The sequence below is a fragment of the Bacillus sp. FSL R5-0593 genome (assembly GCF_038603755.1).
GTDB classification, from domain to species: domain Bacteria; phylum Bacillota; class Bacilli; order Bacillales; family Bacillaceae; genus Bacillus; species Bacillus velezensis.
On sequence record NZ_CP152011.1, the window covers coordinates 2,282,390 to 2,304,363 of the forward strand.

Genomic DNA, 21,974 nt, shown 5'->3' on the forward strand with positions numbered 1-21,974 from the left:
CCCTCATTCGAACAGCGTTTCTGCAATATTTCTGACAGCGGCTTTTTCCCTGTCGTCGTCAAGTTTTTCTACGATGCCTCTTTCAATCGCCCGTTTCGGCGGGATGTACGCAGCCAAGTCGCACGTATCAATGAGAGCCCTGATGGACGCCGCTTCTTCTGACACTTGTCCGTTATGCGCTTGTGCGATTAAATCAGAAGACAGCGTCATAAAACGCTCAATTAATTTCTCATCTTTTAAAACAGACTGAGAGGTCAGCACCTGTTTCAGGAGGCTTCCTTTAATATACGGAACATCAATGATGACAAAACGGTTTTTAAGGGCTTCGTTCAGCGGAACGGTGCCGACGTAGCCTTCATTAATCGCGGCGATAACACCGAATCCTTCGCTTGCCTTAATCACTTCTCCTGTAAAGGGATTTGTCATCATTTTTCTGTAATCTAGCACGCCGTTTAGAATCGGAAGGGTTTCAGGCTTTGCCATATTGATTTCGTCAATGTATAAAAAATGTCCCTCGTTCATTGCGGTTGTTACAGGTCCGGGAACGAATTCAATTGTCGCCTGTCCCTGTTCATTTTCAATCGTTTTATAGCCGACAAGCGCTTCTGCATCGAGGTCTACGGAGCAGTTGACGCTGTGCATCGGTTTATGAAAATAGTTCGAAAGCGTTTCCGCCAATTTTGTTTTCCCTGAACCCGTCGGTCCTTTTAATAAGATATTTTTTCCCATTGTCAAAGCAATGACGGCATCGAATACAATCGCTTTATCTTCGGCCTCATAGCCTGATGATCCGATTAAATCCCGGAATTCTTGGGAAACGGGATGATTTTGATAAGCCTGCAGTTTGTTTTGTATATCTTCCGGAAGTGATAGGTGCTGTAATTCTGAAGTCATAGGTGATGTTTCCTTTCCATTTGTATTCCATAACCGAGTATACTAAAAAAGCCCTTGTATACTCAATACAAAAGGGCTCATTCCCTGCGGGCGCTTTTTGTCAGGGGAGCGCAGGCGATTCTGGCTCCGGAATTTCCGCTCGGGTTTGTCAAATAATCGTCCGTATGTTCATGAATGACGAACGCGCTTCCGTCCCGGTCGAGCAGGCTGAGTCTGCTCCCTTCTTTTAATGAAGTTTGCGGCGCGTTCATAATGACATCCACTTTACCGTCAGCCCCCACTTCAAGATTGGGGAGATCCCCGGCGTGATGACCCATCGGATTGTTGAAGCCGTGTTCTTTGTTCAAAGGGTTGAACGGACCGCCGGCTGATTCGAAATCAGGTGCCTGACATGTCCCTTTTTCATAAATATGAAACCCGAGAGAAGTGCCGGGCGGCAGATGCCCCGCTGATATATGAATGTCTGACCCTTCATCATCAGATTCCCTCACTTCGATATATCCGATCGTTTTCCCGTTTTGATTGATGAGTCCGGCATGCTCACGGTATGCAGATGCTTCCAATGCGCGGCTTTCCCCATGTTTTTTGGGCGGAACAGGAGCGGGTCTCCCCCCGCAGCCGCAAAGCGTAATTGATGCGAGCATGAGAAAAAGCAAGAGACGATTCATGCTTCCTCCCCCTTATTTTTTTACCCATCAGTCTTGTCAAAACGTGAAAATGGTAAACAAAAAAAGCCCCGAAAGGCTTTTTTTAAAAATAACTGCGCGCTCCTAAATAAGCTTTTTTCCAATACGGATTGCTTAAGTTTGAAACTTCAACCCCGGAGGAGCTTGCGTGAATAAAATCTCCTCCGCCTAAATACATTCCCATATGAGAAGGGCCCGCTTTATATGTCGTAAAGAAGACAAAGTCGCCTGCTGACGGCTGGCTGATATGTTTCATCGTATTCCAATATCCGGCCGTGCTCAGACGGGAAACAGAGCTTACCTTATTTAAAAGGTAATAGATGTAACCGCTGCAATCGAAGCCCGCAGGCGTATTGCCTCCCCAGCGGTAAGGCACGCCGACATGTTTTTTCGCCTCGCCTATCATTCTGTCAATCTTTGACCCTGTCACCGGAGGTTCGGGAGTATTCGGCTTGTTTGGTTTTGCCGGTTTGTTATCCGGCTGCCGTACAGGATCTTCTGTTTTTCCCGTTCCGTTAATCACCAGAACTTGTCCGATTTGAAGCACATCAGTTGTCAATTTATTTTTTTCTCTGATGAGCTGAGCGGTGATGCCGAACCGATTAGCAATTTTCCAGAGGGAATCGCCTGCTTTTACTTTGTAAGTGGATGGCTTCTCAGAAGGGTTTGAATGAGATGGCGGTGTTGTGCCGCTGTTTCCGTTATGTGAAGAACCTTTGATCTTTAACACTTGATTCGGATACAGCATGTCTGATGTTAATTGATTCAGCTTTTTCAGATCGGCGATGGTGATGCCGGTTTGATTGGCGATTTTCCACAGCGAGTCACCCGGCTTCACAGTGTAAGTCCCTGATGCGCCTTTATCAGGCTTTGTCTGTCTGCCGCCTCCGTCCGTGCCGCCGGCAGACCCTTTAATTTTCAGTTTCTGGCCGGGATAGATGACATCTGAACTCAAACGGTTCAGGCTTCTCAGCTCAGAAACGCTCATTTTGTATTTTTTTGCGATCACCCATAACGAGTCTCCGTATGTAACTGTGTAGGCACCCGTGCTTCGTTTTCCCTTTTGCCCCGTTTTATGTGTGCCGCTGCCGTCGGGAATGTGCAGCCGCTGTCCTGGGTGGAGTATCGTTGATTTCAGTTTATTTTCCGACTGCAGGGCTGAAATACTGGTATGATATTGCCGGGAAAGCTTCCAAAGAGAGTCGCCGCTTTTTACTTGAATGGTTTTTGCTTCAGCGGGATGCACGGCGAAGGTTGAAGTCATTACTGCAGATACAGCCAGTCCGGCTGCGATTTTTTTCTTCATATAACGAAAAACCTCCTATTTATCATTGCTGAAAGGGACGTTCCTTTTCTTTGGACGCCGCCTGTTATGCAGGATTCATTCAGAAGTCGACATTAATTCCGAATCATTTGGCCTTAGATCATCACCAATGTCACACATTTTACATAAATTGAGAACATTTCACAAAAGACTTTGGAATCATTTTCATAACATGGCTTTTTTCCGCGACATTCCACCTTTCTTGTCTGTTTTTCATACAATTCTCTTTACGGCGTGAAAAATCCTCCCGAAAAACAATCAAAAAAAGCCCGCTTCCTTTAAAGGAAGCGGGTGATGGCTGATTACAAAACCCGGGTCTCGGCAGTTTTCACGTCTTCTGCTATCAATTCCGCTGCACGCTGTGCTCCGCCGGCCGCTTTCAGGGATTCTCCGATTTCAGATGCTTTTGTCTGATATTCAGGATTTTCGCTCAATTCTTTTATTGCTTCAGTGAGCAGTTCCGCTGTTACATCTTCTTTTTTAAACATTTTGCCCGCGCCCGTGTTTTCCACTTGGCTTCCGACGGCGAACTGATCTGCGCCCATCGGAATGACGATCATCGGGGTTTTGTAGTAAAGCCCTTCGCTCGTACTGTTCATTCCGCCGTGAGTGATAAATAAGTCCGCTCTTTTCAGGATCTCAAGCTGCGGAACATAAGGCTTGACAATGACATTCTCAGGAATTTCATCAAGCTCCGCAGGATCAAGATGTTTGCCGATTGACATGACGGCTTTTCCGTTAAAGTTTCTGACCGCTTTTAAGCATTTATTAAACAATTCCTTCTGATTGTTAAAAATCGTGCCCATGGAAATAAACAGGACTTTTTCTCCTGCAAGCTGTTCAAACGGGAAATCTTGAGCCGCCGCCCTTTCGGTTATGGACGGACCGACAAAGAGATAAGAATCGCCAAACTCTTCTTCTTTCGGCTGAAACGCTCTTGAAGTAAATACGATGGTTTTTCTGCCGTCATTTGAGAAAATATCATACGGCGTTTTAATGTCTGCGCTGAATTCTTCATTGAGCCGGCTGACCGCTTCGGTATAAGCCGGATAATGAGATGATTCCTCTGATACAAGGTTTGTATTTGAAAACACTTCTTTAATAAATGCTTCATTCATTGCAAATGTCGTACAAAGTGAATATGCCGGCAGTTTTAGCTGGTTTCTCACAAGCCTTCCTGCCAGAAAATGATGATCATACAGGATGTAGTCGTAGGATTCATCTTTTACTTCCTCAAGAATACGGAGTGCGGCTTTTTTGGAAGTCTCAATCATTAAAAGCAAAAACTCGGTAGCGTCCCGCTGTTCATCACCCGTTGCGTTTTTTCCGAATTCATCTTTTCGGAAATCTTCATATTCACGGAATTCCGCTCCGCTTGACGCGATTTTGTTCTCATATTCCTTCACGCCGTAATATACGACATGTTCCCCTTTTGCCTTCAGTTCTTTTACGACGCCTAAAGACGGATTGATATGGCCTTCTCCCGGAAAGCCGATCATCAATACATTTGCCATCTTTCCACTCCCTATTCTTTTAAATTTTATGTATATTTAAACGATAACATCAATACAGAAAAAGGTAAAGATGTTCACCTTATTAATATTAAATGGGTACAATATTCCCATTTTCTTATTATTTCGTATGAAGCGCCCGCGGCGAAACAAGCGGATACAGTCCGCCGTCTTTAGCAAAGGACATTTTTCCCGTTTCTTCTGAAACAACGAGCACGAGTGCATCAGTCACGGCCGAAAGTCCCATCGCGGCCCTGTGGCGCGTCCCGTATTTGAGATCGACATGTTTTGTTGTGAGCGGAAGCACATTGGCTGCTGATACAACTCGGTTTTCTCTGACCAATACGGCTCCGTCATGAAGCGGATTGCCGGGATAAAAAATACTCTCAATTAAAGCTGCACTGATCTCGGCATGCAGGCTGGTCCCTTTTTGTATCATTCCGTCCAGCGGATCTGCACGTTCAATCACAATCAGCGCTCCGTGTTTTTCTTCCGCCAGATGCTGCACGGCCCTCGCCAGCTCTGTATAGGAAGGCGTGAAATGTTCGATATATGACTGCAGGTAAAACGACGAAGCGACAGCCTGCATTTCCTGAAACGTATGTCCCAGTTCATCTAATTCGCAAAGAAGGCATTGGTCTTTTTCATTCAATGTCCGCAGGATCATTCCGGCATCCTCTGTAATTTGTTTCAAATACGTTTGAACGGCAGCGGTAAACGCGCTTTCCGTCATTTGAGTGTGGCGCATGTCACATCAGCTCCTTTCCCTTATTTTCTGCATCGTGCGCATGGATATGCGCCGCTGTGTGCACCATAATCATGAAAGGAGGCGCACATCATATGGAATTCGCACGGCTGATGCAATATATCTGCACCTTTTTAGGGGTCATTTCACTTTCATTCATTTATGCCAAGATGTTTAAAAAGCCGAAACCGGACAAAAAAGAGTAGGCCGGCTTTCATTGCTTTTTATACATAAAATGTTATAATTTCTCTCGTTAAAATAAAGAAACGGGGAACCTAACTTGAGAGAAACGAACACGATCGGCCAAAAGGTCAGACAGCTGTTACATATCTTCATTCCGATTTTAATCACACAGGCGGGCCTTTCCCTGATCACCTTTTTGGATACGGTGATGTCAGGGAAAGTGAGCGCTGCCGATTTAGCCGGGGTTGCAATCGGTTCAAGCCTGTGGACGCCGGTTTATACGGGCCTGGCAGGAATATTAATGGCCGTTACGCCCGTTGTTTCGCAGCTGTTTGGAGCCGGCAGACAAAAGGAAGTGCCGTTTTCCGTCATCCAGGCCGTTTATGTAGCGGCCGTTCTCAGTGCGGCGGTTATCCTGATCGGCTTTTTCACCGTTGATATGATCTTGGGACATTTGGGCCTGGAACCTCGTGTCCGGACGATCGCAAAACACTTTTTAGGATTTTTATCCCTCGGTATTTTTCCTTTGTTTGTGTACACCGTTTTGCGCTCGTTCATTGACGCACTCGGCAAAACGCGAGGCACAATGCTTATTACGCTTTGCTCATTGCCTATTAATTTTGTTTTAAATTATGTATTTATTTTCGGGAAATTCAACATGCCGGCATTGGGAGGAGTCGGGGCGGGGCTCGCTTCCGCCCTGACTTACTGGTGTATTTGCGCCATCAGCTTTTTTATCGTCTGCAGATTTGAGCCGTTTGCCGGGTACTCTGTATTTCGGAAACTGTATCGTTTTTCTCCGTCTGAATGCAGGAAGCTTTTGAAAATCGGATTGCCTATCGGTTTTGCGGTATTTTTTGAAACGAGCATTTTTGCGGCTGTCACACTGCTTATGAGCCATTTTCAGACGGTGACGATTGCAGCCCACCAAGCGGCAATGAATTTTGCTTCCCTCTTGTATATGCTGCCGCTCAGCGTATCCATGGCCATGACCATTTTGGTCGGCTTTGAAGCAGGTGCAAATCGCTATAGAGATGCCCGCTCATACAGCTATATCGGGATCGTGATGGCGCTTAGTTTTTCTTTATGCACGGCGGCTTTCATTTTGCTGTTCAGACCGCAAATCGCCGGAATGTATACATCAGATCCGGCGGTGCTCATGTTGACGCAGCACTTTTTAATCTATGCGCTGTTTTTCCAGCTTTCTGATGCCGTAGCAGCTCCGATACAAGGCGCTCTGAGAGGATATAAGGATGTCAATTATACACTCGGCGCGGCTTTTGTGTCGTATTGGATTATCGGGCTTCCGGTCGGTTACGCAGTCGGCACTTATACGGGCCTCGGGGCATACGGCTACTGGATCGGTTTAATTGCGGGACTTGCCGCAGGAGCTGTCGGTTTATTTTTCAGACTGATGAAACTGCAAAAGCATTATGTGAAAAAAATGATTTTATAAAGGAGGAGCAGCAATGCCAAAACATAAACTGCTGTACGATTATTTAACTGAACGGGCGGAGGACATCAGTCAGACATGGTTTGATACGCTTCATGAAACAGATCCTGATTCTGTTTATGCTTCTACTGACCCGGCTGTACTCACAAATCTGAAAAAACAAAATCTGGCGTTTAATTATCAACTCAATCGGATTTTTTCTGAAGAGAAGGAAGTATATACAGCGGCATTGGAAAAGTGGGCGTTTGAAGCCGCACGGGATAAAGAACATTTAAAAACTCCCATCCATTATATTATTCGCGAGTTTATCAGAGTTCGTGATTTGTATGTCGGCCATGTCAAGCAGTTTACCAGAGTTCATGCCGACACCGTGACAGAAGAAGATGCCGAAGATATATTCCATACGCTGATCAAATCTTTTGATGTGGTCATTCATATTTTCATAGAAGAAATGTATAAAAACACAAACATTCAGCTTGAAGCGCAAAAAGAATTGATCACCGAGCTGAGCTCGCCGGTAATTGTGCTTTTTGACAATGTCGGACTGCTGCCGCTGATCGGGGATATTGACACGGCAAGAGCCAAAATGATTTTGGAGAATACGCTGCACCAGTGTTCAGAGAAGCGCATCACGCAGCTGTACATTGATTTATCGGGCGTAGCCATGATTGATACGATGGTTGCCCAACAGCTTTTCACCTTAATTGAATCACTCGGAATGCTCGGCGTGAAAGCGACATTATCCGGAATCCGTCCTGAAATCGCCCAAACCGCAGTGCAGCTGGGACTGAGTTTTTCAAATTTATCAATAAGGTCTTCGCTTGCAGAAGCGATCGCTTCCGATCTGACACAAAAAAAGGGATAAGGCATTTCAGCCTTATCCCTTTTTTTATCAGTCTTTCCACGGATATGTCCAATACACTTCTTCTTCAAACCATGTCTGAAGAACCGGCTCGTTATTTTTTATTTTTTCTTCCAGCTCTCTCAGCATGCCTTCCGTTTGGGTGCGGTGCGCTTTTAAGGCATTCATTTTAATATCGGCAACCTCTTTAATATCAAGAATAACATCAGGCTTGCCGACGGCTTCCTCCCTGTTGCGGGTGATTGCCATGCAAAGCGTGCGCGGGCGGTCCTCTTTTTTCTTTCTGTAAAGCGCTCTGATAACCGCTTCGCCGCATGCATCATGATCCGGATGGACGCCGTGCTCCGGATAGAATGTGACAATCAGACTCGGTTTTACATCGTCGATAATCTCTTCCATCATATCAGCGAGCCACTCGTCATCTTCAAATTCAAGTGTTTTATCACGAAGCCCGAGCATTCTCAGGTCAGTAACGTCCATTGCTTTGCATGCGTCGATCAGCTCTTGTTTTCTTAACAGCGGCAGTGTTTCACGGTTCGCGAAAAAAGGATCTCCCATGTTCCGGCCCATTTCGCCAAGCGTTGCGCATGCATACGTAACGGGAATATCTTTTTGTCTGTGTAAAGCAATCAGCCCTGCCACTCCGTATGATTCATCATCAGGGTGAGGCAGGATGACGAGTACATGTTCTTTCATGATTTTCACCCTTTTCTTTAAACTGTAAACGGCTTTTCGCTGATTTGAAGCGAAATCGCCAATTTTCCGCCCGGCAGATGCCCTGCCATTAACAAGCGGTTTTCGTCATCTACTGTATATTCAGTCAGACCTTCTGCGTAAATCCAGCCTTCTTCCGTTTTCAAACCGACGCGGTACGGGCCGTTTCCTTTGATTTTCGCCTGATGGTACGTCACTTTTGCATTGCGTATATAGGCTACAACCGTCATGTTTTTCTCATTCAGATGCGCTGAATAAGAACCGGTCGTTGTTTCCAAATGGATATATACAGGACGATCGGCATATCGCTCTAAAGAAGTTTGCACATCTTCTTTTATGATCGCTTTCATAGCTGCTCCCCTCTTTCTTCTTTTAAAAATTGCAAACGCTTCGTATGTAGTTCAACCAATTCATATTTCTCAATCGGCCGCAGCCGGGAATCTACAATTCGCTGCACCGCCAGAGCAAACTTTTCCTCGGGTGACTTCCGGAGCCTCGGATGTGTTCTTTGATCAAGCAATTCAAGATCAATTGCCTTCTCCGCTTCTTCAAGAGTTGAAGCCGGGAGAGTGCGGTTATTCCACAGTGCCTGATAGGCTTTTGCTATGTCTTTATCAGTGCCCATTGTACAGCTCCTTTACATACTCGTAATGATTATACATAATTTAAGCTATCGCTGGAAAGCGAAAGGCTTAGCGGCTTTTTATCGGCCGCTTCCATTTTATCTGTGAAAAGGTAAACAAAAGCAATGCTGCCCATATACAAATGAAGGTAAACGCTTTTTGCCCGGAAAACGGTTCATGATACACAAATACGCCGAGCATAAGGGTAATGGTCGGCGCTATATATTGCAAAATGCCGACTTGATACAGCGGAAGACGCTTTGCCCCCTCTGCAAACAGCAACAGCGGCAGAGCCGTAAATACGCCTGCGAAGAATAGGAGCGCCCATGTTCCCGCCCCCAAGGACCCGGAAGTGCTCCCGTCAGCTGTATATCCTAAATAAATAAGTGCAGCCGGGGTAATCAAAAGCGTCTCCAGCGTCAGTCCGATCGTGCTGGACATGCGGGTTTTTTTTTTACATAAGCCGTACAGGCCGAAGCTGAATGCAAGCAGCAATGCGATATAAGGAACCGCGCCATATTGAAACGCAGATATGATCACGGCCGCCCCGGCAATAGAAACGGCTGCTGTTTGCATCTTGTTAAGCTTTTCTTTTAAGAATAGGATGCCCAAAAGAACGGAAACGAGCGGATTAATGTAGTACCCGAGACTTGCTTCAAGCAAAAAGCCGTGATTGACGGCCCATATGTACACAAACCAATTAACGGAAATTAAAACGGAAGCGAAAAAAAGCGCCAGCAGGCCCCCTTCCGATTTCAAAAGACGCAGTTCACGCCATCCGGTTTTCCACTTCTTAAGCACAGTTAAAAGCACACACATGAAAACAAATGACCATAAAATCCGGTGAGCTAAAATGTCCAATGCGGGTATTTGTTCAAGAAGTTTCCAATAGACCGGAAACAGCCCCCACATGACGAAAGAACAAGCGGTATAAATGATTCCTTTTCTTGCGTTATTCCCTTGCACGGCCTTCCCCTTCCTTTCTGTAAACAGATTATATTATATCACGGGAAGCTTCCGGCGGGCATATACTATGTTGTCCGTTAAGAAAGGGTGAGATGCCGTGTTTGATTGGAACAGATATTTTCCCTTCCAAAATCAGTTCTCTAAAGAAACGTTTAAAAATGCTGATCCGAAAGATGTCGAGACATATGTCAACCGAGTGATGGAAAGCGTATTCGGCGCCGGTTATGCCGGACAGTTCCCTTTTCGCGACCCAATGTCCAAAAAGGCCGAGCCGGTCGAAGCGGAACCGCCCAAGCCGGAAATTGACCTTTTTGAAACATCCGATCATGTTTTTGCGAAAATTCCCGCCGAACAAGAGGAACTCGACCGTATCAGGATTAAGCATACGTCACACAGCCTCGTTGTAGAGAACAGCAGTCTGGGAGAAGGAAAAAAAGAAATCGTCCTTCCGAGCCTCGTCAAACGGAAAGGAACAAAAGCAGTCTATAAAGACGGGATGATTGAAGTTATGTTTTCAAAACAGGAAGACTACAATCTATCGGAAGTGGAGATTTTAAGATAAAAAAAACGGCCCGCGCGATGCAGGCCGTTTTTTCTTTAATAAAATGGCGGATAACCGCCGGCACCCGGCCCAAAACCGCCGTATGGGACGCCTCCGTATCCGTAACCGGCGAACCCGTACGGATAGCGGGGTCTTGTGAAACCTGTGGCAATCACGCCTCCGAGAAGACCGCCTAAAAATCCGCCGAATAAAGGAGCGCCGAACAAAAAAGGACTTCTCGCCGGAAATCCGGCAGGACCGAAATTCCCGCGATACAATGCATGACGAGGGTACATGTTTTTCCTCCTTTATGTCTGCCTATTCTTAAGCGTATTCATAAAATGAGGAAATTGATTGGGCGATTGTAACAACATGTGCCTCTCTCTGATATTGCATTAATGCATAAACATTTTGGTTATAATTTGATTACATTTTGATTAAATGTTATACTTTTTTACAAGTTTCGACATTATAAAACCATCAGGGGGAATAAAATATGCCATTACTTCGTTTTGACGTTATTGAAGGCCGGGATGACGCAGCATTAAAAAAATTACTGGATACCGCCCATTACGCCATGGTTAAAGCTTTTGACGTCCCTGTAACGGACCGTTATCAGATCGTTCACCAGCATCGGCCTCATGAGCTTATCATTGAAGATACCGGGCTCGGTTTCAAAAGAAGCAAAGATCTTGTCATCATCAGCATTGTCAGCAAAGCGCGCACCGAACATCAAAAAGAAACGTTATATCAACTGATGGCTGATCAGCTTAAAACAGAATGCGGCATATCACCCGAGGACGTCATGATTTCCATTACAGAAAACGGGAACGCCGATTGGAGCTTCGGGCTTGGTGAGGCTCAGTTTTTAACCGGGAAACTGTAAAAGGCCTCCCGGCTTGTTCTGAATGATTGCAAACTGAATAAAAGAGGGATGTATGTTGGTTAGTGAGTTGTATCCTTGTTTAATATGCGGATTTAAAGGATTAGAGACAAGTCCCGTTTATAACGGCGAATATCAAAAAACATTTGATATTTGCCCCTGCTGCGGGTTTGAATTCGGCTACAGCGAGGACCATGACGTAAGCTTAGGGTTTATTGTAACGCCTGATCATTTAATTGAAGCGGCATTTCAGTTATACCGGAAACAGTGGATTGAAGGAGGAATGAAACTATTTTCTCCAAATGATGTCCCGGCGGAATATAAAAATGATCATTTCCTTACATTCGATGCTTTATTAAAGCAATTAAAAGGCTTGAACCTCAATCTGAACAATTTTGATATTAATGGTTTTTATGACGAGTAAACATGATCATTAAGAAAAGGCTGCCTTGGGCAGCCTTTGTTATTCATCACATGTGTCGTTGGCAGATCCCCCGGGCTCGCAAAAACTGTCTGCCCATTTTTGCATTTCCTGAAAAACGGCTTGCAGGGCCAAGCCTTTATCAGTCAGTTTATAAATGACTTTGACAGGTGTTTCAGGCAGCACCTGACGCTCGACGATTTCATTTTGTTCCAGCTCTTTGAGCCGCTCCGCGAGCATTTTTTGGCTGATTGTCGGTATCGTTTCGGTCATATCTTTAAATCGTTTCGGCCCGTCCATCAGTACATGGATAATGAGGCCGTTCCAGCGCTTTCCCAAAAGAGAAAAAGCGGATTCCATTTTAGGACACATTGTATATCCCACGTGAGTTCATCCCTTCATCTATGAATTGACAAGTTTTTTGTGATCCATTAAAATTAGTTTTCGAGTTACATTTAGTAAGCTTCTAACTTTTCTATTATGATAACACGTTTATCCGAAGGAGGAAACATGATGACATCCGTATTAGACGTTTTAAAAGAACGCGCATCTGTTAAAGAATACGATAAAGACGCGGTCATTACAAAAGAGGAATTAACAGAACTCCTTGAAATCACAACGCAAGCGCCTTCCGCCTGGAACCTTCAGCATTGGCATTTTCAAGTCTTTCACAGTGATGAAGCAAAAGCTGCCCTGCTTCCGGTTGCTTTTAATCAAAAACAGATTATTGATTCATCAGCAGTTATTGCCGTATTAGGCGATTTAAAAGCAAATGAAAATGGTGAAGACGTTTATGCTGAACTGGCTGAGCAAGGCAATATCACAGAAGAGATTAAACAAACGCTTTTAGGCCAGATTAACGGTGCATACCAAAATGATCAGTTTGCCCGTGATTCAGCATTTTTAAACGCTTCTTTAGCAGCGATGCAGCTGATGCTAGCCGCTAAAGCAAAAGGCTACGACACTTGCGCGATCGGCGGATTCAATAAAGAGCAATTCGTTAAGGAATTCGACGTGAGCGAGCGTTTCGTGCCCGTCATGCTGATTTCAATCGGTAAAGCCGTTAAGCCGGCGCATAAAAGCAACCGGCTGCCTGTATCTAAAGTGTCAACTTGGCTGTAAGATGAAAGAAACCCTTAGTCCGCTTAAGCAGACTAAGGGTTTTTTATAGGAATCGCTCACTGTACCAGGTTCGTGCCTGCTCTGCTTCCTGCTGTGTGAGCTGATGACCGCCCTCCTGCCAAACAAGAGAAACGGATGCATGGGCATCTGTCAGATACTGATAAAGCTCCTCCGATTCTTCTTTTGTACATAGAGGATCGCGTTTTCCTGCACCGATAAACACAGGCAGCCCTTCCATATCAGGCAGCTTCACTCCGCGTATCGGCACCATCGGATGATGCAGAACCGCTCCTTTCAGTACATCTTTATAATGAAACAAAAGACTTGCTGCAATATTGGCGCCGTTTGAATAGCCGGCAGCAATCACGTTTTCTCTGCTGAATCCGTACATTTGCGCCGCTTCATCAATAAAATTCTTTAATTCTTCCGTCCGTTCAATTAAATCTTTCTCGTCAAATACGCCTTCTTTCAGCCGCTTAAAAAAACGGGGCATGCCGTTTTCCGACACTGATCCTCTGACCCCGAGCAGACTTGCGTTCGGATCGATAAAACGTCCGAGCGACAGAAGATCATGTTCATTTCCTCCCGTTCCGTGCAAAAGCAGCAGAACATTTTCTGACGTTCCCTGTTCAAACACATGTTTCATCATCATTCTCCTTTCTCCATTTTGGGCAGAACAGCTGTAATCTGGCTGCGATGCTCTTCCAGCCATTCCGGAAGCTTCAGCTCTGTTCCGAGATTTTCAAAGGATTCATCCGTCATAAAGCCCGGTTCATCGGTTGCCATTTCAAATAAAATGCCGCCGCTTTCCCTGAAATAGATTGATGTAAAGTAAGACCTGTCAAGAATGTCAGATGAAGCAAGATGAGAATCAGCAAGAATATCCTTCCATTTCGCCTGCTCTTTTTCGCTAGTGCGGAAAGCGACATGATGAACTGTCCCGTAACCGCCGATACCTGTTTCTTTCGGCGCAAGGTCAACATCTATAATATGTCCGATCCGCGCCTCCAATTGCAGCCTGACAATCTGCTGTTCTTCTCCTGTCTTTGAATAACCGAAGCGTTCTATGAGAAATTGAATGGTTGCTTCAGGACGGTACGAGTACAGAAGAACACCTCTCATGCCTGTGATCGCTTCTTTTTCAGTAATGCCCGCAGGAGTCCATTCACTCTGTCCGCTTCTTTCATCTTCCATTATGGCAAGCGGCAGGTCTTCTGTATCATTAAAGAGAAGCACTTGTTCAGACAGCATGATCTGTTCTTTTACAGACAAGCCGTTTCCTTCAAGCCGGCGCTTCCAAAACGCGAGTGCTCCTTTCGGCACGGAGAAATAAATTCTTCCGGCCTGCCCTTTTCCCACGGTTCCCGGGCGGCTTCCCTGAAAAGGAAAAAATGTAATGATCGTACCCGGCTCTCCGTTTTGGTTGCCGAAATAAAAGTGATAAGTGGCCGGGTCGTCAAAATTAACGGTTTTTTTAACGAGCCGCAAACCCAGCACTTCAGTATAAAACCGAAGATTTTCAGCAGGATCTTTTGCAAATGCGGTAACATGGTGCAATCCTTGCGTATTCAATGTATTCACTCCTAAATATCTTGATTTCGAGATATTAACTATTCTAATTTAATATGAATGAAGATGCAACTAAAGTGTTTCAGTTAAAAAAGTAATAGAATTCTTTTTTTTCTGAAAAATATCTTGTGATCTTATCTGACACCTGCTATGATAAGGAGCATTATCAAGTTTCAGGAGGAAAGTAAATGGTCAGAAAAGCACTAATTTTCGTTCTCATCTTAATCCCTTTCAGCCAGCTGGCCCTGCTGTCAGTCGCTAATCGGGTTCATCCGATCATTATCGGGCTGCCTTTTTTTCATTTCTGGCTGCTTTTATGGATCGCAGTCACTCCATTATGTTCGTTTCTTATTTATAGGCTGCAGAAGAAACAAGGAGGACTGGACTGATGCCCGCAAATATAACAGCATTGATCATTACAGCCGTCATCGTTTTAACCGTTGTCTGCATCGGCTTTATAGCCGGGAGAGACAAATCATCACGCACTTCTGTTGAGGAATGGTCTGTCGGCGGCAGACGGTTCGGGGGGCTCCTCGTCTGGTTTTTAGTCGGCGCGGATCTCTATACGGCTTATACGTTTTTAGGCTTAACAAGCACTGCCTACACAGGGGGAAGCGTTGCTTTTTTTGCCATTCCGTATTCTGTTTTGGCGTATTTTATCGCGTATTTCTTTCTGCCGAAGCTGTGGAAAGTGGCAAAAATACACAAATTAACGACGCTTGCCGATTATGCCCGTGAGCGTTTTGACAGTAAACTTTTGGCCAGTCTTGTCGCCATTGTCGGCGTTCTTATGCTCATTCCTTATATTTGTCTCCAGCTGAGCGGAATTCAAGATACGCTTCAGGTGGCCGGAACGGGTGTCATTAATGTCAATGTGGTCGTCATCATCTCTTTTATTCTTGTAGCGCTTTATACTTTTTTCAGCGGAATTAAAGGGCCGACGTTTACGGCGATTATTAAAGACATTCTCGTGTGGGTGATTATGCTGTTTATGGTCGTGTCACTCCCGCTGATCCATTTTCACGGCTGGACGCCGATGATTCACACTCTGGCTGAAAAAGCGCCGCAAATGCTGACGATTCCGGACTCGGGGCCGAAAGGAATTCCTTGGTTTATCACAGCTTCCATCGTATCTGCGCTGGCGCTCTTTATGTGGGCGCATGCGGCAACCGGCGTATTTACGGCAAAAAGCGCAGATGCCGTCCGCAAAAACAGCATGTTTCTGCCGCTTTATAATATTGTTTTGATTCTTGTTATTTTTCTCGGCTTTATCGCGTTTCTTGTCCTGCCGGAAGATACCAATCCGCGGCTCGCTTTATTGAAGCTGATTCAAACGTCTTACGGCGGAGTCGCGCAGGGCTTTGCTTACTCCACGATTGCTCTTGCGTCATTGATTCCCTGCTCTATCATGGCCATCGGAGCATCAAACTTATTTGCGAATAACTTATATCGGGATTTGATTCACCCGAATGTGTCACCAAGCAAGCTGACGATGATCACCCGTTCAATGGTATTTGTCGTCATCGGGCTCGCGCTTTTATTCGGCATGCTGTTCCCGACTGCGCTCGTTACCCTTCAGCTTCTCGGTGTTTCCGGCATGGTTCAGATCTTTCCGGCTATCGCCGTCAGTCTGTTTTGGAAGAATCAAACGAAAGAAGCGACAATTATCGGTCTTCTCGTCGGTCTTATCGTGACATTCACGGTAAATATCACCCAATCCGCCCACGGTATATATGAAGGCTTTTGGGGTTTGACCGCTAACATGGCAGCCGTTATTATCCTCAACCCGTTTTTTGTAAAAAAAGCGGCTTCAAACGCCGTCAAAGACGGTTTATTCAATAAAGCGCCTTCTGATGAACTGAACCAAAAAGGCGCTTAACAGAAAGAAGCCGGCACGTAAATGTGCCGGTTTTTACTTTTTCCGCTTCCATTTGTAGGTAGCCACGGTTTTAGCCGGGATGACGGCTTCAAACTGCCGATTTTCTGAAACGACATGGAATTTTTGATCGGCGGATGTCTGGTTGATTACGACTGTCACAATGGATTGATCAGGATTAAGGAACGATACATTCGAGACTGTGTTTTTGGAGCCGTAATTACTTTCTATCCGCTTTGCTCCCCGGTCGATAAATTTTGAGAAGTTGCCTGTCATATGAAAGATCGGGATATTCCAATAGCGGTCAGGGTTTTTGGCATCCTGAATAAACAGCGTCGGGTCCGGGGTGCCTATCCAATGATGCGTCTTGATTTGACTGTCGAGCATCGTCACCCACGCATTGTAGCTCGACGCGCCGTTGCGGAAATACTGCGCGATCCGGTCCGCCCCTGCCGTCCCCCAGACAGACCGCTCCGTTAAGTGAATAGATTGATCAGGATATCTCTTTCCGATTTCCGACATGACGGAAAGGTCACCGTCATAATCGTGAAAAGCGATGCCGTCTGCCGCCCGGTTTCCTTTTTTATCATCTAAAATCGGCGGAATATAGTTCCACGCCCCGCTCGCATTGTGATCATAAATCCAAATTTTCGTGTCAATTACGTGTTTTTTCATTTCTTTTTTTAAGGCCAGTGCCAGTTTGCGCTGCTGAGACGGCGGCATATACATGCTCGGATAGTCGATTTCCAGCAAAGGTTCATTTTGAAGGGTCATGGCATAAATCGGAATTCCTTGCTTTTCGTACGCCTCAATAAATTTGCGGAAGTAAACGGCCAGTTCGCCGATATATTTATCTTTCAGCTTTCCCCGCTTGAGGTTTTCATTCGTTTTCATCCAAGCCGGCGGGCTCCACGGCGAGGCAATGATTTTCAGTTCCGGATTTATCGCCAGCGCTTCCTTGATGGTTGCTGTAATGTGTAAATCAACATCCTTTTGAATCGAGAAATGATGGAGCTTAGGATCTGTTTGGCCTTCAGGCATATCGTCATACGTATAAAATTCCTGTGCCGTAAAATCAGATGTCCCGATCGTTATGCGCATAACGTCCATTCCGATACCATCTTTGGGATCAACCAGTTTTTTCAGCACTTCTTTTCTTTTTGCGGGTGTCATTTTTGATAAATTATGGATTGTGGATTCTTCCAGGGACGATCCTACGCCTAACACACTTTGATAGCGGCGCGACGGATCAATATACACGGCGGCGGAGTCAGAAGCCTTCTTTTTTGTCCATGTAAGCGGTGTTTGTTCGTCTAAGGCGTATTTCACTTCCAGCGGCCCGTCATACCACGTACGGGAAGCCGGATCTTTTTCAGAACTGAACCACACCCTTACTTTGTTTTTGTCTGAAGCCTTCCGATCAGCCGCATACACTTCGGTTTCCGTGCTGCTTGATATGAAAAAGAAAAACATAAGAAAAACCAGGGTCATGTGCAGACCTTTTTTCAAAAACATGAACCACCATCCCTTTCCTTATTTTTATAAGCGATTCTAAATGAAAAGCCGGACAGTCACCTCCTTTCCGCTTAAATGAATACGCTTTCAAAATTACTGATAAAAAGCCGGCTTCACACAACGGTGAAGCCTTCCCTTTTTACACCTTTAAGATACATATGAGCCGTTTGTTTCAATCACTTTTTTATACCATTCAAATGAGTCTTTCTTAAGCCGCCTCATTGAACCGTTGCCTTCATTATCCCGATCAACATAAATCATGCCGTAGCGTTTTTTCATTTCTCCGGTTGTAAATGACACGATATCAATAATTCCCCATGGTGTATAGCCCATTACATCCACACCATCATATGTGATTGCTTTTTTCAAAGCATTTATATGTGACGATAAATATTCAATTCTTGAAGTGTCATGAATTGAACCGTCCTCTTCTAATGTGTCGATGGCGCCGAATCCGTTTTCCACGATAAATAATGGAATCTGGTAGCGGTCGTATAAGCGGTTTAATGTGTACCGTAAACCGGTCGGGTCAATCGCCCAGCCCCAATCACTCGCTGTAATATAAGGATTTTCCACACCGTTTGGCAATCCTCCGTTTACGACATCCCCGGTATTATCGTTTATCACGTTACTTTTTACGGTAGTGGACATGTAATAGCTGAATCCGAGGTAGTCCACTCGGCCGTTTTTCAAAATCTCTTCATCACCGTCTTCAAAGTGTATCTGATAGCCTTCTCTTTCAAACTCTTTTAACGCATAGCTTGGATAATATCCGCGAACCTGCACGTCCGGGAAGAAAAAACGCTGTCTCATCGTTTCTTCAGCCAGCATCACATCGTCGGGGTGAGATGAGTACGGGTAAATCGGAACATGTGATACCATCGCGCCGATCCTGAACTCGGGATTGATGTCTCTTCCCTTCGAAACAGCCAATGCGCTTGCCAGCAGTTCGTGATGGCCGGCCTGATACATGACTTCTTTTGCGTTTTCGTTTTCTTTGACGGCGACGCCCGAGTTCGTCCATAAAAAGATAGGATTATTCACATCCATCTTATTATTGATTTCGTTAAACGTCATCCAATACTTCACCTTATGTTTATAGCGTTCAAAACACACTTCAGCGAATTTTACAAAAAATCCGACTGTTTTTCTGTTTCTGAAACCGCCGTATTCTCTCGCCAAATGCAGCGGCATCTCAAAATGTGACAACGTGATTACCGGTTCAATCCCATGTTTCAGCAATTCATCAAACACCCGGTCGTAAAAAGCCAATCCTTCCTCATTGGGCTCGGCTTCATCACCTTTAGGAAAAATTCTGCTCCAGCCGATGGACGTTCTTAAACATTTCAGACCCAGCTCGCTGAATAATGCGATGTCCTCTTTATAACGATGATAAAAATCAATCGCTTCATGATTCGGATAAAATTCCCGCTCTTCAATTGTATCTGTTATTTTCCGGGGCACACCATGCGCACCTGCTGTCATAACGTCCACTACACTCGGTCCCTTGCCGCCTTTATTCCATCCCCCTTCAAATTGGTGGGCGGCCAGAGCGCCTCCCCATAAAAAATCTTTTGGCAATGTCCCCATCGTTTATATCCTCCTTTATTTGACTGCCGCTTGCATGCCGAATAAATGCACTGCAGCCGCTTCAAGCATCCGCTTCGCAAGTGCAGAAGAATTCCTGCCTTCATTTTCATATTATACGTTTACATTATAATTGTACCGGTATAATTTATCAATACATAAACAATTATAGTTAATTTACGAAATGGCTTTTAAAAACGATTATGCTATAATTCTGGAAGAAGCGGGACAATAAATGAATGAGGAATGTATATGTTAAAATACCAGCAAATCGCGATAGATATTGAAAAATACATAGAAGAACATCAGCTGCAGCAAGGGGATAAACTGCCTGTGCTGCAAACCTTAATGACCCGGTTTAACGTGAGCAAAAGCACGATCACCAAGTCCTTAGATTTATTAGAAAAAAAGGGGATTGTGTTTCAAGTGAGGGGAAGCGGCATTTTTGTCAGACGGAATAAAAGAAAAGGGTATATCAGTCTGCTTTCTAATCAGGGATTTAAAGAATCGCTGGAAGATTTTAATGTCACTTCCAAATTATTAGCGCTGGAAGTGAGAAAACCCACGCCTGAGGCTGCCCAAAATCTGAATATGCCGCCTGACGGCGACGTGTATTATGTCAAGCGAATCCGATATATTGACGGGCTGACATTGTGTATCGAAGAGTCATTTTACAACAAATCGATTATTACGTATTTGAATAAAGAGATCGTGGCAGAATCAATATTTGATTATATTAGAGAAGGTCTCGGGTTAAAGCGTGGTTTTTCAGATTTATATCTGTACGCGGGGATGTTAAATGAGGAAGAAGCGGAGTACTTAGGTCTGTTTACAGGAGCGCCTAAGCTTTGCGTTGAAACGATTTTTCATTTAACCAACGGCCAGCCGTTTGACTTCTCAAAAGTCACCTATCACTATGAGCAATCACAGTTTTTCATTCAGGCGAACAGCCACCTTTTTGAACAGGAAACGACATAAGACGGGCTTTTCGCAAACAGAAAACACCCAATGCGCGAGCGGCGCATCGGGTGTTTTTTACTATTTCATATTCTTATTTAATGTTTCAACGGCTTTTTTCATTTGTGTATCGTTGTCCGCAAGCTGTTTTTGCAGATCCGTCATCAATTTTGCCGTTGTGTCTCCCTTTATAATGCCTGTTTGTTTCAGTTTCTCTTTTGCTTGGAATTGTTTAACGGCTTGTTCAAATGCTTTATCATACGTGCCGTTTACTTTCACGCTGTACCCCAGCGCTTTCAGCATTTTTTGCGCATTGGTGACGGTAGTTCCGGAATCCCCGTATTTGTATGTTTTTTTCGCATCTAAATACGGCAGGTTCGCATATTCAGGAAGCTTAACCTGATATTGCGGTTTGATGCCTTTTTTATGAATCCACTCTCCGTCCGCTGTCAGCCATTTAGCGATTGTCAGTTTAACGGTAGAACCGTCGCTGTAATCTTTTGCCGTCTGCACGGTTCCTTTTCCGAACGTTTTCTCGCCGATCAGCGGAATGCCCGATGATTCATGCAGCGCAGCCGACATGATTTCTGCGGCGCTCGCGGTGCCGTCATTGACGAGGACGACTGTCGGTTTTGTCACTTTGCGCTCTTTCGTCGCTTTCATAACCTCTTTCGTGCCGTCTTTGTATTCGACCTGCATGATATTTTTCCCTTTATCGATAAACATGTTGCTCATTTTGATGGCTTCATCCATCAGTCCGCCCGGGTTGCCCCTTAAATCGAGAATGTATCCTTTCGCTCCTTGTTTTTCGAGGCTGTCAATGGCTGAATTCAGCTCTTTTGCCGTCGATTCGGAGAAGGATGTGATTTGGATTTCGCCGATGTCTCCTTTTTTCATTTCAGAGTACACCGTTTCAACCGGAATGGTGTCACGTTTGATCGACAGGTTCAGATCGCCGACACCCGCTCTGTGCAGCACGAGCTTGACGTTTGTTCCCTTTTTGCCGCGGATTAATGCGACGGCTTCGTTTACATTAAGGCCCTTAACGCTTTTGCCGTTGACCTTCAAAATCTGGTCATTCGGTTTAACCCCCGCTTTTTCCGCGGGTGACCCTTTAATCGGCGATACGATCAGGATACTGCCGTCCTTTTCTTCCACTTGTGCGCCGATGCCTTCAAACGAAGCGGAAATTGTTTCTTCAAAAGACTTTCCTTCCTGCGGGTCCATATAAGAAGAATATGGATCATCCAGGGAACTGATCATGCCTTTTATCGCTCCGTCTACTAATTTGCTGTCATCTGTTTTTTGATAGTAATCACTTTTAATCTGTTCGTAGGCTTTATTGAATTTCTCAAATTTGCTGTTCGTCAAAGCAGCCGAGCCTTGTCCGAAAATGGTCGTATTGCCCGTGATAAACAGCGTAAGCGCCGAGGCTGCGACCGCGGTGATCAATATAATAAAAAACAGTTTAAATTGCCGCTTCAAGAAAACACCACCTTTTTATTCTTACATTATTATCATAGACGAACGCTCATTCGTCAA

General features: G+C 44.9%; 25 protein-coding genes. 9 read left to right on the forward strand and 16 right to left on the reverse strand.

Annotated elements, in window-relative coordinates; genetic code table 11:
• Positions 1–3 precede the first annotated feature (3 nt).
• The 5 genes from NYE36_RS11110 to cdaS form a co-directional block, all read right to left on the reverse strand.
• Positions 4–894, reverse strand: a complete 891-nt coding sequence (locus NYE36_RS11110) for a MoxR family ATPase (protein ID WP_003153758.1) — start codon at positions 892–894, stop codon at positions 4–6.
• A gap of 77 nt (positions 895–971) precedes the next feature.
• Positions 972–1,562, reverse strand: a complete 591-nt coding sequence (locus NYE36_RS11115; protein ID WP_007407968.1) for a superoxide dismutase family protein — start codon at positions 1,560–1,562, stop codon at positions 972–974.
• 82 nt (positions 1,563–1,644) lie between these two features.
• Positions 1,645–2,886 (reverse strand): peptidoglycan endopeptidase, encoded by a 1,242-nt coding sequence (locus NYE36_RS11120; protein WP_053573300.1) that lies wholly within the window; start codon positions 2,884–2,886, stop codon positions 1,645–1,647.
• 320 nt (positions 2,887–3,206) lie between these two features.
• On the reverse strand, positions 3,207–4,418 hold the full coding sequence (locus NYE36_RS11125; protein ID WP_053573299.1) for a macrolide family glycosyltransferase: 1,212 nt from the start codon (positions 4,416–4,418) through the stop codon (positions 3,207–3,209).
• Between the two features lie 118 nt (positions 4,419–4,536).
• The gene (gene cdaS, locus NYE36_RS11130; protein ID WP_015417634.1) at positions 4,537–5,163 is read right to left on the reverse strand and encodes a sporulation-specific diadenylate cyclase CdaS; all 627 of its coding nucleotides are present in this window, start codon (positions 5,161–5,163) and stop codon (positions 4,537–4,539) included.
• Positions 5,164–5,440: 277 nt separating this feature from the next.
• Between cdaS and NYE36_RS11135 the strand changes: the two genes are divergently transcribed.
• The gene (locus NYE36_RS11135; RefSeq protein ID WP_265451411.1) at positions 5,441–6,799 is read left to right on the forward strand and encodes an MATE family efflux transporter; all 1,359 of its coding nucleotides are present in this window, start codon (positions 5,441–5,443) and stop codon (positions 6,797–6,799) included.
• Positions 6,800–6,812: 13 nt separating this feature from the next.
• A complete protein-coding gene (locus tag NYE36_RS11140) occupies positions 6,813–7,661 on the forward strand; it encodes an STAS domain-containing protein (RefSeq protein ID WP_265451409.1) in 849 nt (282 codons plus the stop codon).
• Between the two features lie 27 nt (positions 7,662–7,688).
• Here NYE36_RS11140 and bshB2 read toward each other — a convergent pair whose 3' ends face one another.
• The 4 genes from bshB2 to rarD form a co-directional block, all read right to left on the reverse strand.
• Positions 7,689–8,354 carry a bacillithiol biosynthesis deacetylase BshB2 gene (gene bshB2 / locus NYE36_RS11145; RefSeq protein WP_007407961.1) on the reverse strand — a complete coding sequence of 222 codons (666 nt, stop codon included), beginning with the start codon at positions 8,352–8,354 and terminating at the stop codon, positions 7,689–7,691.
• Between the two features lie 17 nt (positions 8,355–8,371).
• Positions 8,372–8,722: a YojF family protein gene (locus tag NYE36_RS11150; protein WP_007407960.1), complete on the reverse strand. Its 351-nt coding sequence runs from the start codon at positions 8,720–8,722 to the stop codon at positions 8,372–8,374.
• Complete coding sequence (locus NYE36_RS11155; RefSeq protein ID WP_003153742.1) at positions 8,719–8,997, reverse strand: hypothetical protein; 279 nt, start codon at positions 8,995–8,997, stop codon at positions 8,719–8,721. The genes NYE36_RS11150 and NYE36_RS11155 overlap by 4 nt, the downstream gene beginning before the upstream one ends.
• 67 nt (positions 8,998–9,064) lie before the next feature.
• Positions 9,065–9,961, reverse strand: coding sequence for an EamA family transporter RarD (rarD, locus tag NYE36_RS11160; protein ID WP_265451408.1), 897 nt, complete (start codon positions 9,959–9,961; stop codon positions 9,065–9,067).
• A 97-nt stretch (positions 9,962–10,058) separates the two neighbouring features.
• Between rarD and NYE36_RS11165 the strand changes: the two genes are divergently transcribed.
• The gene (locus NYE36_RS11165) at positions 10,059–10,523 is read left to right on the forward strand and encodes a hypothetical protein (RefSeq protein ID WP_039254863.1); all 465 of its coding nucleotides are present in this window, start codon (positions 10,059–10,061) and stop codon (positions 10,521–10,523) included.
• A gap of 35 nt (positions 10,524–10,558) precedes the next feature.
• On the opposite strand, the gene NYE36_RS11170 is transcribed toward NYE36_RS11165, so the two are convergent.
• Positions 10,559–10,798: a hypothetical protein gene (locus tag NYE36_RS11170; RefSeq protein WP_003153736.1), complete on the reverse strand. Its 240-nt coding sequence runs from the start codon at positions 10,796–10,798 to the stop codon at positions 10,559–10,561.
• Positions 10,799–10,998: 200 nt separating this feature from the next.
• On the opposite strand from NYE36_RS11170, the gene NYE36_RS11175 reads away from it, so the two are divergent.
• Together NYE36_RS11175 and NYE36_RS11180 are read left to right on the forward strand one after the other, a co-directional pair.
• On the forward strand, positions 10,999–11,388 hold the full coding sequence (locus tag NYE36_RS11175) for a tautomerase family protein (protein WP_003153733.1): 390 nt from the start codon (positions 10,999–11,001) through the stop codon (positions 11,386–11,388).
• A gap of 52 nt (positions 11,389–11,440) precedes the next feature.
• Positions 11,441–11,809: a hypothetical protein gene (locus tag NYE36_RS11180; RefSeq protein WP_144664655.1), complete on the forward strand. Its 369-nt coding sequence runs from the start codon at positions 11,441–11,443 to the stop codon at positions 11,807–11,809.
• Positions 11,810–11,848: 39 nt separating this feature from the next.
• Here NYE36_RS11180 and NYE36_RS11185 read toward each other — a convergent pair whose 3' ends face one another.
• Entirely contained in the window at positions 11,849–12,190 is a 342-nt protein-coding gene (locus NYE36_RS11185) for a winged helix-turn-helix transcriptional regulator (protein WP_012117759.1), read from the reverse strand.
• A 129-nt stretch (positions 12,191–12,319) separates the two neighbouring features.
• Between NYE36_RS11185 and NYE36_RS11190 the strand changes: the two genes are divergently transcribed.
• The gene (locus NYE36_RS11190) at positions 12,320–12,928 is read left to right on the forward strand and encodes a nitroreductase family protein (protein WP_003153727.1); all 609 of its coding nucleotides are present in this window, start codon (positions 12,320–12,322) and stop codon (positions 12,926–12,928) included.
• Between the two features lie 43 nt (positions 12,929–12,971).
• Here NYE36_RS11190 and NYE36_RS11195 read toward each other — a convergent pair whose 3' ends face one another.
• Both NYE36_RS11195 and NYE36_RS11200 read right to left on the reverse strand, forming a co-directional pair.
• Positions 12,972–13,574 (reverse strand): alpha/beta hydrolase, encoded by a 603-nt coding sequence (locus NYE36_RS11195; RefSeq protein WP_052827554.1) that lies wholly within the window; start codon positions 13,572–13,574, stop codon positions 12,972–12,974.
• Positions 13,575–13,576: 2 nt separating this feature from the next.
• Entirely contained in the window at positions 13,577–14,500 is a 924-nt protein-coding gene (locus NYE36_RS11200) for a ring-cleaving dioxygenase (RefSeq protein ID WP_241457499.1), read from the reverse strand.
• Positions 14,501–14,685: 185 nt separating this feature from the next.
• Here NYE36_RS11200 and NYE36_RS11205 point away from each other — a divergent pair, with 185 nt between their 5' ends.
• A complete protein-coding gene (locus NYE36_RS11205; protein WP_003153716.1) occupies positions 14,686–14,886 on the forward strand; it encodes a DUF3311 domain-containing protein in 201 nt (66 codons plus the stop codon).
• The gene (locus NYE36_RS11210) at positions 14,886–16,376 is read left to right on the forward strand and encodes a sodium:solute symporter (RefSeq protein ID WP_144464419.1); all 1,491 of its coding nucleotides are present in this window, start codon (positions 14,886–14,888) and stop codon (positions 16,374–16,376) included. Before NYE36_RS11205 ends, NYE36_RS11210 begins: the two co-directional genes overlap by 1 nt.
• A gap of 33 nt (positions 16,377–16,409) precedes the next feature.
• Here NYE36_RS11210 and NYE36_RS11215 read toward each other — a convergent pair whose 3' ends face one another.
• Together NYE36_RS11215 and bglA are read right to left on the reverse strand one after the other, a co-directional pair.
• On the reverse strand, positions 16,410–17,888 hold the full coding sequence (locus NYE36_RS11215; RefSeq protein ID WP_265451407.1) for a glycoside hydrolase family 30 beta sandwich domain-containing protein: 1,479 nt from the start codon (positions 17,886–17,888) through the stop codon (positions 16,410–16,412).
• A 147-nt stretch (positions 17,889–18,035) separates the two neighbouring features.
• Positions 18,036–19,478, reverse strand: a complete 1,443-nt coding sequence (gene bglA, locus NYE36_RS11220; RefSeq protein ID WP_094032094.1) for a 6-phospho-beta-glucosidase BglA — start codon at positions 19,476–19,478, stop codon at positions 18,036–18,038.
• Between the two features lie 249 nt (positions 19,479–19,727).
• Here bglA and NYE36_RS11225 point away from each other — a divergent pair, with 249 nt between their 5' ends.
• Positions 19,728–20,453, forward strand: coding sequence for a GntR family transcriptional regulator (locus NYE36_RS11225; protein WP_015417645.1), 726 nt, complete (start codon positions 19,728–19,730; stop codon positions 20,451–20,453).
• A gap of 60 nt (positions 20,454–20,513) precedes the next feature.
• On the opposite strand, the gene NYE36_RS11230 is transcribed toward NYE36_RS11225, so the two are convergent.
• A complete protein-coding gene (locus tag NYE36_RS11230) occupies positions 20,514–21,917 on the reverse strand; it encodes a S41 family peptidase (protein ID WP_039254848.1) in 1,404 nt (467 codons plus the stop codon).
• Positions 21,918–21,974: the final 57 nt, after the last annotated feature.